Consider the following 13,234-nt stretch of genomic DNA (forward strand, 5'->3'; position numbering starts at 1 on the left):
CATAGTATTTTCTATTTGAAAACCCACAAACGATATGCTTTGTGGGTTTTTATTTTTCAAATTGAAATCTAATGATAATATTAACACGAAATAAAGGTTTTAAAAGTAGTAAATACTTAATTTTGAATTTTAGTAACTGTGTTATTGGAATGATTTTGGATATATCCTAAATATGAAATCAATTATATATCTCATACTATGTTTACCAATGTTGGCTTTTGCTCAGAAAGAACCTGTAGAACAAGACACTACTCATGTGCAATATATTTATGTTGAAGGGGACTCTATACCAAAAACTGCTATTGATTTAAATGAAGTTTTGCTTCTCAATAAACTGAAATTTTCAAGTAGAGAAGAGCGGGTAAAATATTTAATACTTAAGCGAAAAACACTAAAAGTCTACCCTTATGCAAAACTAGCAGCAGAACGTTTAACTAGTTTAAATGAACGTTTAGCTACTTTAGAAAGCAAGCGTAAAAAGAAAAAATATGCAAAGAAAATTCAAAAGTATATTGAAGACGAATTTTCGGCTGAACTAAAAAAATTGACAAAAACAGAAGGTCAGATTCTTGTCAAACTCATTCATCGTCAAACGGGTAAAACTACATTTCAGCTTATTAAAGAATTGCGTAATGGTTGGAGAGCATTTTGGTTTAATAGTACGGCCAATCTTTTTGATATTTCGCTTAAGCGCGAATTTAATCCTATCGATGTTAAAGAAGATTTTCTAATCGAAGATATTTTAGAACGTGCTTTTCAAAATAGACAATTGATTCGACAGGAACCTGCAGTAGAATTTGATTATTATGATCTATCCGACAAATGGTTAAAAAATAAAGCAACTGTAGATACCAAAAATTAATGCGTATTCAATCTGTATTAGAAGAACGTTTAAATGCCTGGAGTCATGGAATAGGAGTTGCTCTTGGTGTTGTTGGTCTGGCTCTTTTAATTATGTTCTTGCAAAAGGACATTCCGTATGCCTTATTTAGTGTTGTAATTTATGGAATGTCAATTATCATTTTATTCTTAGCGTCTACATGTTATCATGCTGTTTCTGGGGAGAAGCGAAAGCATTATTTTAGAATTGTAGATCATATAAGTATTTATTTGCTCATTGCTGGTACCTATACACCAGTATTACTCATTATGCTCCCAGATAGTTTGGGTTGGACCTTGTTTTGGGTAGTTTGGGGAATTGCGGCATTTGGAGTTGTCCTTAAACTATTTTTTACAGGGAAATTTGAAATATTTTCTACATTGCTATACCTAATTATGGGCTGGTTAATTGTTTTTGATTTTTCTACCTTAGCTGAAAGGATGAATACTAATGGATTGTATCTGCTATTTGCTGGTGGTGCATTCTATACTATAGGTATTATTTTTTATGCAATTGAAAAAATTCCGTTCAATCATGTCATATGGCATCTCTTCGTTTTGGGAGGCGCAATATGTCATTTTTTTATGATTTATTACTTTGTGATTTAGATATGAACTTTAAATCTTTCCTGCTTTTTACGGTAATTTCATTTGTCTCATATGCAGGCTTAACTCAAGAGAAGCCCTATGTGGCTTTAGGTAATGCAATACTGAAATCTGTAGAAACCAATGATGCAACATTGTTTAAGTCTTTAATTATTCCTGAAGATGCAGTATGGTTAAATCTAAAAAAAATGTATGCCTCAGAATGGACAAAAGAGGAAGAGAAACAAGTTTATCTCGAGTTACCTGAAAATTATAAATCGACTGTAGAAAATGATTTTATGACCAAATTTTCACTAATGGTCACAAAAACACAAACCTTTAAATTAAATTTTGATACTGTCGAGTATGAGCTGTTAGATGATTATAATCGATTTGATAAAGAATTAGGTGTCGTAAGAGTTTTCGGAACTGTAAATCATTCCAAGTTTAAATACTTTTCTTTCGGTATGATTGGCTATAAAAACAAGTATTATATCGTTGACCCAAGAGTTGATATTACTGAAGTTAATAAATATTCTGAACGTGATTTCCTTAACAATGTTACCCTTTCAGCAGATGTTAACGGAAATTTAGAATCTATGGGTTCTATGTCTATACAATCATCAAAGAACGATGCAGAAGTATTTCAATGCCTAATAGATGACTTGATGCTATATGGAATTGAAGAGACCAAGTTGGTTTCAGATTATTCATCAGCATCTTATATCAAAGGCCAATGGCAATTTCCATATCGCATTAATGATTCTAACGACTATATAGGTATGATTAGTTATAATTTTGAGTATAAACTTTATAAAGGTGTCTTATATTATAAATATTCTAACTATTTCCATGATCAAGAAGAGTCCAATTATAAGTCGATAGGTCTATTACCACTACATTATACCGAAGCCATAAGTAAAGTATTCACAAAGAACGCTTATTATGAGATGCTTTATGATACAGAAATTAATTTAAAACATGCGATTAAAAAGCTAAAGCAAAGTGTAGATAAATGTGATTGAACTTATTTTTTTAGTACAAAAAAATAGATAAGAGTTGCTAAAACAATAGAAGTTGACAAAACAACAATGAAATCTCTCCTTTTTTTGGTTCTTAATTTAGTTCTAATATTGATTTTAAGATCTTCCAATTCATTGCTGTCTAATGTAGGGAAGTTATATTCAGGTTTGATGAGAGTATCTTTGTAATTGAGATTCTTTTTATTGAATTTTCCGTTATTTTTCTCTTGACGATCGGCTCTTCTTCTTTGAGTGGCCTTAAATTGACTTAAACTTCCATTCATGCTAAAATACTTATATTGTATTAGTCTGTTATAGCCTATAAATGTTACAAAAAATAGTTAAGCGTCTAAAATATCTCTATATTCTTCAAAAAAGGCTTCAAATTGGTGCATAGTTTCATTGAAAAATATCATCACATCCTGCCACGTATTTTTGTTATGAATGGATGCTTTTTTATCTAAAAGTAAATAGATTCTTGAAATCTCTTTGCCGTTACCTAGATAATATTCTTCTTCATAAATTACTTCTGATAGGTAGTCCTCTTTAAGAATAGTCTCCAATGATTGTAATTTTTCCCAATATTTGATTCTATTTTCTAAGTCATCTTCTAAATCTAAAGCAACTAATGCTATTTTAGTGTCAAAATGAAATTTAAACGAAAACCCTTTAATTTTGGTGTTGTAAAGGATCCATTTTCTTGGAAATGACTTTCCAAAACTTGTCCAGAATTCTTGTCGGAGTTGCCGACTCTCTTCTTTTGAAAACATATCAGATAAAAAATGCGATTCCTACACCAAGTATGATGGCTAATAGTTTGGATAAGTTAAATTTATGACCTTCTCCAGTTTCAAATAAAATGGTAGTTGATATATGAAAAAAGATTCCAATTACAATGGCATTAATTCGATTAAGATAGTCTGGATGTATTGTCGTTGCATTTGAAATATAAGTGCCTAAAGGGGTCATAAGGGCGAATACAATTAAAAAACTTATGATTTGAGTTTTACTAAAACTAGATTGAATTAGAAATGCCGATAATAAAGTCGCAATAGGAATTTTATGTATTAAAACTCCATAAACCATATCATTATGTTCATGTATTGGAAAGCCTTCTAAAAAACTATGTAAGCATAAACTTAAAAAGAGTAACCACGGAAAATTAGTTTCACTTTTATGGATATGAACATGACCATGCTCAGCACCTTTCGAAAAAAATTCTAAAATAACTTGGAGCAAAATACCACACATGATAAATAGACCTGTAGTTTTTGCTTCGAGGTGTTCATAGACTTCAGGTAACAAATCAAAAAGCGTTAGGGCTAATAAAAAAGCACCACTAAATGAAAGCAGCAATTTTATAGATGTATTGCGTTTTTGTTTAACAACAAGTGCAATAATAACACCAATAATAACTGCAAAAATGGGAAATAGGTACGAATTCATATATTACAATTGCTGTTTAAACAATTTAGTTATTTAATAATCATTACTAATCGCTCTGAAGTATCTTTGTGAAATTTATTGAGTTTATAGTCGCCAAAAACGTCAAGTAAAAATACTCCAGCTTTTTCAAAAAGTATTTTGAAATCTTCAAGTGTAAAAGCTTTAACACGCTCTTGAAAATGATAATCTTCATTTTCTATAGAAAACGCAATATCTTTAATGATATATCCATCTTTGAGATAACGTTTTAAATGAAATTCAATACCTTCGACTGTTTTGGTGTCTTCAGGAACTAAATGATTTATTACAAAATTACTATTCATAAAATCAATGACTCCAAAACCATATGTATTTAGATTAGATTTAATGGCTTTTATGGTTTTAAGATTAGCTTCTTCATTTTCAAAATAGCCAAAGCTGGTAAATAAGTTAAATACTGCATCAAACTGTTTCGAATACGGTTTGCACATATCATGAACATCAAAATGAAGGGTTTCATTTTCAAACTGCTTGGCATGCGCAATACTGTTTTCAGAGAGGTCTACTCCTGTGACATTATAACCTAAACTATTGAGATATACAGAATGTCTCCCTTTTCCACAAGCCAAATCTAAGATACTGCCACCTTCTGGAATATTGAGATATTCGGTGAGGTTATCCATAAATAGCTGTGCTTCATTGTGATCTCTGTCTTTATACAAAATATGATAAAATGGTGTATCAAACCATGAAGTGTACCATTGTGTTGTGTCTTTAGTCATATACGTTTTCCTTCGGTATAAGCTCTTTGTTGAATTATAGTTTAGTTGCCACAAAAATACTTTATTTTTGCAACCTATTAGTCGTACAACATGGAGAATAATTATAAAATGGTAGCAAAAACCTTATATGGTTTTGAAGATTTATTAGAAAGAGAACTCATTCAGTTAGGAGCAATGGAGGTTAAGAAAGGAGTAAGAAATGTGAGTTTTGTTGGGGATAAAGGCTTTATGTATAAGGCTAATTTGGGCTTGAGAACTGCAATAAAAATCTTAAAACCGATAAAAACATTTCGTGTAGTTAATGAACAAGATTTGTATGATCGTGTTTATAAAATGCCATGGAATACCTACATAAAACCTACAGGGAGTCTTGCTATTGATGCAACCGTACATTCCAAGGTATTTACACATTCTAAGTATGTGGCTCTTAAAACCAAAGATGCGATTGTTGATAAATTTAGAGCAACAGATGGTCAACGACCAAATATTGATTTGAGATTTCCTGATTTAAAGATTAATGTACATATCGACAGACAAGTATGTACGATTTCTTTAGATACTTCTGGAGAATCGTTGCATAAACGAGGATATAAGACAGCGACAAATATTGCACCTATCAATGAAGTTTTAGCTGCAGGGTTGGTGATGCTCTCTGGTTGGGATGGGCAATCGGATTTTATGGACCCTATGTGTGGAAGTGGTACTATTTTAGTAGAAGCAGCTATGATTGCTTGCAATATTCCTCCAAATCTAATGCGAAAGGAGTTTGCATTCGAACGTTGGGAAGATTGGGATGTAGATTTATTTGAAAAGATTGAAGAATCATTGCTTAAAAAAACCAGAGATTTTCATCATAAGATGATTGGATATGATAAATCGCCAAGCGCTGTATCTAAAGCAAAAGCTAATATCAAGAATGCACATTTAGACGATTTTATTTCCATCCAACATGAAGATTTTTTTAAGACTCAGAAAGCGGGACAAGAAAAATTACATATGTTATTTAATCCTCCTTATGGAGAACGGCTAGATATTAATATGGAAACCTTTTACAAAGAGATTGGTGATACTTTAAAACAAGGATATCCAGGAACAGATGCGTGGTTTATTACTTCTAATATGGATGCTTTAAAACATGTAGGGTTGCGTCCATCCCGAAAAATACACTTATTTAATGCTAAGTTAGAATCTCGATTAGTCAAATATGTGATGTATGAAGGCAGTAAGAAGGGTAAGTATATGAAAGACTAATCTATAGGTTTAATCGTATTTGGATAGGTTTCATATAATGTGTTTACAAGCTCATTAATATGTGATTTTAAACGAGATTTTGATTTATTCATGTCACAAGGTATTGATGCTTGCCAAATGATTTGATTCTTTTTCAGGTTTGACACATATAATATTAATGTTTCGGTGGTGTGGCTAATTGTTTTTATAGTGCATTTTTCCCAATACAGAAATTCACCTTCATCTGTACAATCACGAAAATCAGTTGTTTCTTCTGTTATGACTAACCTGAAACCAGCCTGTAAGTCAGGATTATTCATGTCTACATGTAAACCGAATGATTCAAGTTTTAAAGTTACTTCTTCTGAGAGCAAGTCTCTTATTTTTGAATTGTCTTGCTGTGGGAAGCGGGTGTTTTTTGCAATTAAATCATCTTCGCAAATGACAAATGTATTATGCTGATTAAAGTCTTCATCAATATCATAATCGAAAATGACTGACGATGTTGTAGCACAGTTAAACATTAAAAGAAGGATAAACAAATAGGGGATTTGATACGTTTTCATGATTGATCTTTATTTGATTAATGTCTAATAAAAATCTTGAATAGTTAAGAGAATTACTATGATATTTGTCAGTTATAAATTAATTGTTTCAAATTCAAAAACTTGAGCAAGTCATTGATTTTTAATCTACAAACTCAATTGATTTAAGAACGTCGAGGCCTTCCTCAACGGAAATCGTATAGCAATAAAAAGCAATATCATATATTTTTTCTATATCATCACGTTGTATTACTGCATTAATAATATATTCTTTTTCCTCGTTATCGTAACAAACCGAATAATAACTTCGATGTATTTCTAAGAAGGCTCCACCTTTATATTTAAATTCTATTTGCATGTCCTCACATCCAATACTAGAGGCATATTCAATGCTACTGAGGTAAGCTTCATTTTCATCTGCATAATCAATGATTTCTATATTAATACCTACATCATCGTTTCCAGCATCATAATCGGTTTCATTTTCATCACCTTCACTATCAACAGCAGTTTTTGTTATGAACGTTAATTTTCCGTCTTTCCATACATTTTTATATTGGGCATGAGTTTGAGTTTGGAAGAGGATAAATAATACAATTGAATAGAATAATTTCATGGCGTTACGTTATTTTATTGTTCGTTTTCAATAACAACTTTTTTGTCTTTTTTATAAATTGGAATCGAATATGATACAGTATATCCAAATCCAATGCCAAAACGGCCACTGTCATAGGTGCGATTAAAACCAGGTACATATAAGTTTTCATAACCTACAGGTTGGTCTTGGCTTACCATCGATTTTATTTGCACGTTAAGACCTCCATATAAGTTGGGCAAGAGTTCAGCTTTAAATCCAATTATAAGTTCAGCCCAAATTCCAGAAAGTCCTTTAAACTCTTCATTAGGAGTTTCAGTAGCTGGTTCATTCCAGTATTGATTTGTGTTATAAACTGTAAAACTGTTTATGGTTTGACTAAAGCTGCTAACGCCAATTCGAAAACCAGTATAAATCATATTTTGCATATCTAACCAATTGGTATAGGTGTTGTAATCTATTCCAGCCTTAAAATAACTTCCTTTTGCAGTAATATCTAAGAAGTCATTTGCTATGCGTCGTTCTTCAGTTCCTAATTCACCAGCGAGATATAATTTTTTAGTAAGCCTATAATCTCCAATAATTTCAAATCCAGTATAATCTTCATCTACAGCCATCCTTATAAGTTTACCAATGTCAGCACCTAATCTAATGCCATATTTTTGCTTGTAGACAAGTGTGTCTGATGAAGTTTCGTTGTTTTCTTGAGATTGCGATGTCATTGGAAGCAACATCACAATTATCATGCTAATGATAAATAATAATGTGTGCTTCGTTTTCATTATCTATAGTTTCAGTTAAAATTTCGGTATTTACAATCCAATTGTCAGTATCTGTTATTCTTGTTATTCCACCTGTGGTACCGAAGTTAAAAATACTTTTGTTGCCACAAGCTCTTGAGACATATACAAACTCTGGTGTGTATGTGACAGAAATGATATCAATATTAGATTCTGTTTCTGGATCATCATTGTTAAAATCGGCATCTTTTTCTAGTTGAAAACGAGTAGTAGTTTCCTCTTCCATTTGAAATCGCAATGGTAATACAATAGAATCTGTATTTGTTCTATTTAGAATTGGTTCGCCTTCAATTGGAGTTCCATCATCTTGAAGGCCTTTTATTTCTAATTGTCGTACTTGCTTAGTTTCATCTTGGTCATTGATGTCATAAAACCTAATAATTAATTGAGGTGTTGTTGCTGTAGTTTCAGCACATATATCGTCACGCTCACAACTCCAAGTAATAAGTGTAATTAGTGAGGCTAGGCTGAAAAATATTATTATTCGTTTCAAGTTAATCGCTTTAATTATCGTTTTTCTAAAAGTACAACATTTTCGACATGATGTGTTTGTGGAAACATATCTACAGCTTGAGTTTTAGTAATCTTATAAAGGTCTTTCATTAGTGCTAAATCCCTTGCTTGTGTTGCACTGTTACAACTTACGTAAACTATTTTTTTTGGCGCAATATTTAATATTTGATTAACAACGTCTTTATGCATGCCATCACGAGGAGGGTCGGTTATTATGACATCAGGTTGTCCATTTTCTGTAATAAATTGGGTGTTAAACACATTTTTCATATCGCCAACATAAAAGTCAACGTTATGAATCTCGTTTAATTGTGCATTCTCTTTTGCAGCGATTATGGCATCGGGAACAGCTTCAACGCCCACTACATGTTTAGCTTTTTTTGCTATAAATTGAGCAATAGTTCCAGTGCCTGTGTATAGATCATAAACCAATTCATCACCTTTTAAATTAGCAAAATCACGTGTGATTTTATATAATTCGTATGCTTGAGCAGAATTAGTTTGGTAGAACGATTTTGCATTAATCTTGAAACGCAAACCTTCCATCTCTTCAAAAATATGATCCTTACCCTTATAACAAATGACGTCCTGATCATAAATGGTATCATTAGCTTTTGTATTAATTACATATTGTAATGATGTAATCTGCGGAAATGTGCTCGCGATAAAGTCAAGTAATAATTCTCGTTTCTCCTTATCCTCTTTAAAAAACTGGATAAGCACCATTAAATCTCCAGTTGAAGAGGTGCGAATCATCATTGTACGAAGTAAACCAGTTTGATTTCTTGTATTGAAAAATTCTAAACCATGTTCTACTGAAAAGTCTCTGACTGCATTCCTAATAGCATTAGAAGGGGCTTCTTGCAACCAACATTTGTTAACATTTAGAATCTTATCCCACATACCTGGTATATGAAACCCTAAAGCGTTTTTATCGCCTAAATCTTCATCAGATTGAATTTCCTCTAGGGTTAGCCATCGGCTATCGCTAAACGAAAATTCCATTTTGTTCCGATAGAAGTACTGTTCTGCAGAACCAAGAATAGGAGTAACTTCAGGCAGTTCTAAATGGCCAAGGCGAACCAAATTATTAGTGACTTCCTTTTGTTTGTATTCTAACTGAAATTTATAACCCATATCCTGCCACTTGCAGCCACCACAAACGCCAAAATGCTCACATTTTGGAGTAGTACGCTTATTTGATAAATTATGGAACTTTATAGCTTTCCCTTCAAAATAAGCTTTGCGTTTTTTGAAAGTTTGTACATCTACGATATCACCAGGCACGGCGTTTGGTAAAAAAATTATGCGTCCATCAGGAGCTTTAGCCACAGTTTTTCCTTTAGCACCAGCATCAATAACCTCTATGTTCTCGAAAATTTGTCTCTTATTTTTTCGTCTTGCCATGCTGCAAAAATAATAATCGTAATAAATAAACTATGAGGAAATAGAATTATCTTTAAAAATTTCAAAATAAAATGAACCTTTTGCTTTCTTCATCGTCTTTAGAGTATAATGCATTAATCATATAACCAATAGCAAATACATATCTCTCGATGAAAGTTATTAATGTTCATAAGCGATTAATTCCTCAGCCATTATCAGAGGTGTCACAATTATTTCAAACTTTAGCAACTTCTGAAGATAAGATATGGCCAAAAGACAACTGGCCGGCTATGCGATTTAAAATGGGATTGCATATAGGTAGTAAAGGAGGTCATGGACGTGTTCGTTACACTATAATAGAATTTGTAGAAGGACAACATATTAGGTTTCAGTTTTCAAAACCTGATGGATTTGAAGGGATACACCAATTATGCATTAGAAGAGCTTCTGAGAGCACTACCGAAATTGTGCATGAAATCAATATGATTACGACAACTTTAAAAGCGACACTTCTTTGGGTATTCATTATTAGATGGTTGCATGATGCATTGATTGAAGATGCTTTTGATGTAGTTGAGAATCAATTTACTGTCCATAAGAAAAGCCGTAAATACAGTATGTGGGTTGGGGTTTTGAGAGGAGCGTACAAACGACAATATTTTAAAATAAACATGCTTAATTGAACACTAACCAGCAACATATTGATGTTAAATTGATTCAAGCTTTTCAAAATGGAGATAAAAAAGCTCTTACGTCTCTTGTAGAGCGATGGCATTTAGAATTTTGTAAAAAAGCCTATTGGTTGGTTAAAGATGTCGATTTATCTAAAGATATAGCGCAGGAAAGTTGGAGAATAATCATTGAAAAGTTACATGCTTTAGAAAAACCATCAAGTTTCAGGTCTTGGGCATTGCGAATTGTGTATTCAAAATCTATGGATGCGCTACGTAAACAACGCAGACAGCGTTTAAAGGAAAATGAGTTAAAGCAAGAACAGGATATTGTTGTTGACGATAACATTCAAGATAATTCGCAGTTAAAAGAAGCACTTTTGAAAGCGATACAGGGTTTGCCCGAGCATCAACAACTTGTAGTTAGGTTGTTTTATACACAAGAATACTCACTTAAAGAGATTAGTAAAATGCTTGAAATTTCTGTAGGAACTACAAAGTCAAGATTATTTCATGCAAGAGAAAAGCTTAAATTAATATTAAAAAATAAAAGTAAATAAAAATCAAGTTTCCTGAAATATAGAAACTGTAATACATAAAAATATGAAAACAAATATGGAAGATATCGATCAATTGATAAAAGAGACATTGTCTCAGGAAGAAGCAAAGTTTTATGATGAATTAGAAGAACAGAGTGTTCTAGGAATGTTAGGAGGTCTATTTACTGGGAAAAATAAATGGATTATCATTTTAATGAATATTATGACATTAATATTCTTTGGATTATTTATTTATTGCGTCATCAACTTTTTTGATGCTACCGAGCAAAAGGAGTTATTGAAATGGGGGTTGGGCAGTTTGGTCTTTTTAATAGGAGTTAGCATGTTAAAAGTCTTTGCTTGGATGCAAATGGACAAGAATGCCATCTTAAGAGAAATGAAACGTCTTGAACTACAAGTATCATCGTTATCTGGAAAAATTTCAGAATAAGATTTTAATTCACAATTTAAAATCATTATTTTGCAAGTCTCTAGGGATGATTTCTTTCCCACGCTGAATTTTCGTAATCTTCGAAAGGATAAAGGTAGATAAGGAATGGATAGTATATTCATTTATTAAATTATTTTTAAAATGGCAGTTTTAGACCAATTAACTTCGCAACAAGCGATCGATTTAGAAAACAAGTATGGTGCACATAATTACCATCCGTTACCAGTAGTATTGAGTAGAGGAGAAGGTGTGTATGTTTGGGATGTAGAAGGAAAAAAGTATTACGATTTTCTATCTGCATACTCGGCAGTTAATCAAGGACATTGTCACCCCAAAATTGTCAATGCAATGACACAACAAGCTCAAACTTTGACATTAACATCACGAGCATTTTATAACGATATGCTTGGGAAATATGAGAAATTCGCTTCTGAGTATTTTCATTTTGACAAATTATTACCAATGAACACAGGAGCTGAAGCTGTTGAGACAGCTTTAAAACTCTGTAGAAAATGGGCTTATGAAGTCAAAGGTATTAATGAAAATGAAGCTGAAATTATCGTATGTGAGAATAATTTTCACGGACGAACAACAACAATAATTTCGTTTAGTAATGATCCTGTGGCTAGGGAAAATTTTGGACCTTATACTGATGGATTTATCAAAATTGAATATGATAATCTTCAGGCGTTAGAAGCAGCTTTAGTTAATAATAAGAATATTGCTGGGTTCTTAGTTGAACCTATTCAAGGTGAGGCTGGGGTTTATGTGCCTAGTGAAGGGTATCTTGCTAAAGCTAAAGCATTGTGTGAAAAGTATAATGTGTTGTTTATTGCAGATGAAGTTCAAACTGGTATTGCTAGAACAGGAAAATTATTAGCTGTAAATCACGAAAATATAAAGCCAGATATTTTAATTCTTGGAAAAGCATTATCTGGAGGCGCTTATCCTGTAAGTGCTGTGCTAGCCGATGATGCAATTATGAATGTCATTAAACCTGGAAATCATGGGAGTACGTTTGGAGGAAACCCAATTGCTGCAGCTGTTGCTATTGCTGCTTTAGAAGTGGTTAGAGATGAAGAATTGGCTGAAAATGCTCATCAGTTAGGTGTGTTATTCAGAAGTGAATTAAACAAATATATTGAGACTAGTTCTATAGTAAATCTTGTTAGAGGTAAAGGATTACTCAATGCTATCGTAATTAATGATGACGAGGATAGCGATACTGCATGGAATATTTGTTTAGCATTACGTGATAATGGATTATTAGCAAAGCCAACTCACGGAAATATTATACGTTTCGCTCCACCATTGGTAATGGACGAAGAGCAGTTATTAGATTGTGTGTCTATAATTATTAAGACCTTAAAACAATTTGAAGTGTAAAAACTTTAAAGTTGTATAAATAAAAAAACCTCAATAAATATTGAGGTTTTTTTATTTATGAAGAATTATTTGGTTTTTATTGTCCCATCATTTCACGCATTTTTTCTTGCATTAATTCTTGGTCTTGCATGGCTTCCCAACCAAATGTCATAATTGCCCAAATAGTAAAAAGCATATATAATGCGCTTAATACTAGACCTATAATAGCTAGGATTCTACCAATTTTTACATTTTGAAATCCTAAATATAAATCAGGATTCTCCGCATAAATTGCTGTAGCTTTTTTTGCAAGTATTAATGTTACGATACCTAAAACTAAACCAACGACTCCATAACAGCAGCAGGTCACTATAGATAGAATACCTAATATTAAAATGAGCGTTGAATTTTGTAGTTGTTCTTGAGTTTGATTTTGTTCCATGTGA

Annotated in this window: 18 protein-coding genes; 8 read left to right on the plus strand and 10 right to left on the minus strand. The window is 32.2% G+C overall.

Annotated elements, in window-relative coordinates; all coding sequences use genetic code 11:
• Positions 1-172: 172 nt before the first annotated feature.
• Genes ACTU6T_RS13295 through ACTU6T_RS13305 form a run of 3 tightly spaced genes read left to right on the plus strand, consistent with a single transcriptional unit; the run spans position 173 to position 2,489 of the window.
• Positions 173-862, plus strand: coding sequence for a DUF4294 domain-containing protein (locus ACTU6T_RS13295; RefSeq protein WP_460218681.1), 690 nt, complete (start codon positions 173-175; stop codon positions 860-862).
• Positions 862-1,488, plus strand: coding sequence for a PAQR family membrane homeostasis protein TrhA (gene trhA / locus ACTU6T_RS13300; RefSeq protein ID WP_460218682.1), 627 nt, complete (start codon positions 862-864; stop codon positions 1,486-1,488). The genes ACTU6T_RS13295 and trhA overlap by 1 nt, the downstream gene beginning before the upstream one ends.
• Complete coding sequence (locus tag ACTU6T_RS13305) at positions 1,422-2,489, plus strand: hypothetical protein (protein WP_460218683.1); 1,068 nt, start codon at positions 1,422-1,424, stop codon at positions 2,487-2,489. Before trhA ends, ACTU6T_RS13305 begins: the two co-directional genes overlap by 67 nt.
• Positions 2,490-2,491: 2 nt before the next feature.
• Here the strand turns inward: ACTU6T_RS13305 and ACTU6T_RS13310 are convergent, their stop codons facing one another.
• From ACTU6T_RS13310 to ACTU6T_RS13325, 4 genes are read right to left on the minus strand one after another with little or no spacing between them, the layout of a single operon-like run.
• Positions 2,492-2,770 carry a hypothetical protein gene (locus ACTU6T_RS13310; protein WP_460218684.1) on the minus strand — a complete coding sequence of 93 codons (279 nt, stop codon included), beginning with the start codon at positions 2,768-2,770 and terminating at the stop codon, positions 2,492-2,494.
• Between the two features lie 57 nt (positions 2,771-2,827).
• Positions 2,828-3,256 carry a DUF4268 domain-containing protein gene (locus tag ACTU6T_RS13315; RefSeq protein ID WP_460218685.1) on the minus strand — a complete coding sequence of 143 codons (429 nt, stop codon included), beginning with the start codon at positions 3,254-3,256 and terminating at the stop codon, positions 2,828-2,830.
• Position 3,257: 1 nt separating this feature from the next.
• On the minus strand, positions 3,258-3,932 hold the full coding sequence (locus ACTU6T_RS13320; RefSeq protein ID WP_460218686.1) for a ZIP family metal transporter: 675 nt from the start codon (positions 3,930-3,932) through the stop codon (positions 3,258-3,260).
• A 29-nt stretch (positions 3,933-3,961) separates the two neighbouring features.
• On the minus strand, positions 3,962-4,693 hold the full coding sequence (locus ACTU6T_RS13325) for a class I SAM-dependent methyltransferase (protein WP_460218687.1): 732 nt from the start codon (positions 4,691-4,693) through the stop codon (positions 3,962-3,964).
• 90 nt (positions 4,694-4,783) lie between these two features.
• Here ACTU6T_RS13325 and ACTU6T_RS13330 point away from each other — a divergent pair, with 90 nt between their 5' ends.
• Complete coding sequence (locus tag ACTU6T_RS13330; RefSeq protein WP_460218688.1) at positions 4,784-5,944, plus strand: THUMP domain-containing class I SAM-dependent RNA methyltransferase; 1,161 nt, start codon at positions 4,784-4,786, stop codon at positions 5,942-5,944.
• Here the strand turns inward: ACTU6T_RS13330 and ACTU6T_RS13335 are convergent.
• The 5 genes from ACTU6T_RS13335 to rlmD form a co-directional block, all read right to left on the minus strand.
• A complete protein-coding gene (locus ACTU6T_RS13335; RefSeq protein ID WP_460218689.1) occupies positions 5,941-6,489 on the minus strand; it encodes a DUF4136 domain-containing protein in 549 nt (182 codons plus the stop codon). The two genes, ACTU6T_RS13330 and ACTU6T_RS13335, sit on opposite strands and share 4 nt — an antisense overlap.
• A 121-nt stretch (positions 6,490-6,610) precedes the next feature.
• A complete protein-coding gene (locus tag ACTU6T_RS13340) occupies positions 6,611-7,084 on the minus strand; it encodes a hypothetical protein (protein WP_460218690.1) in 474 nt (157 codons plus the stop codon).
• Between the two features lie 14 nt (positions 7,085-7,098).
• On the minus strand, positions 7,099-7,845 hold the full coding sequence (locus ACTU6T_RS13345; RefSeq protein ID WP_460218691.1) for a DUF6048 family protein: 747 nt from the start codon (positions 7,843-7,845) through the stop codon (positions 7,099-7,101).
• The gene (locus ACTU6T_RS13350; RefSeq protein ID WP_460218692.1) at positions 7,811-8,356 is read right to left on the minus strand and encodes a DUF6452 family protein; all 546 of its coding nucleotides are present in this window, start codon (positions 8,354-8,356) and stop codon (positions 7,811-7,813) included. The genes ACTU6T_RS13345 and ACTU6T_RS13350 overlap by 35 nt, the downstream gene beginning before the upstream one ends.
• Positions 8,357-8,370: 14 nt before the next feature.
• On the minus strand, positions 8,371-9,783 hold the full coding sequence (rlmD, locus tag ACTU6T_RS13355) for a 23S rRNA (uracil(1939)-C(5))-methyltransferase RlmD (RefSeq protein WP_460218693.1): 1,413 nt from the start codon (positions 9,781-9,783) through the stop codon (positions 8,371-8,373).
• Positions 9,784-9,932: 149 nt separating this feature from the next.
• On the opposite strand from rlmD, the gene ACTU6T_RS13360 reads away from it, so the two are divergent.
• The 4 genes from ACTU6T_RS13360 to rocD all read left to right on the plus strand — a co-directional run bounded on the left by ACTU6T_RS13360 (position 9,933) and on the right by rocD (position 12,809).
• On the plus strand, positions 9,933-10,445 hold the full coding sequence (locus ACTU6T_RS13360; RefSeq protein WP_460218694.1) for a hypothetical protein: 513 nt from the start codon (positions 9,933-9,935) through the stop codon (positions 10,443-10,445).
• A complete protein-coding gene (locus ACTU6T_RS13365) occupies positions 10,442-10,993 on the plus strand; it encodes an RNA polymerase sigma factor (protein WP_460218695.1) in 552 nt (183 codons plus the stop codon). The genes ACTU6T_RS13360 and ACTU6T_RS13365 overlap by 4 nt, the downstream gene beginning before the upstream one ends.
• A 43-nt stretch (positions 10,994-11,036) precedes the next feature.
• Positions 11,037-11,423, plus strand: coding sequence for a DUF6768 family protein (locus ACTU6T_RS13370; RefSeq protein WP_460218696.1), 387 nt, complete (start codon positions 11,037-11,039; stop codon positions 11,421-11,423).
• Between the two features lie 141 nt (positions 11,424-11,564).
• Positions 11,565-12,809 carry an ornithine--oxo-acid transaminase gene (gene rocD, locus ACTU6T_RS13375; RefSeq protein WP_460218697.1) on the plus strand — a complete coding sequence of 415 codons (1,245 nt, stop codon included), beginning with the start codon at positions 11,565-11,567 and terminating at the stop codon, positions 12,807-12,809.
• 76 nt (positions 12,810-12,885) lie between these two features.
• Here rocD and ACTU6T_RS13380 read toward each other — a convergent pair whose 3' ends face one another.
• Complete coding sequence (locus tag ACTU6T_RS13380; protein ID WP_460218698.1) at positions 12,886-13,230, minus strand: CCC motif membrane protein; 345 nt, start codon at positions 13,228-13,230, stop codon at positions 12,886-12,888.
• Positions 13,231-13,234 lie beyond the last annotated feature (4 nt).

It is taken from the genome of Psychroserpens citreus (assembly GCF_055686305.1).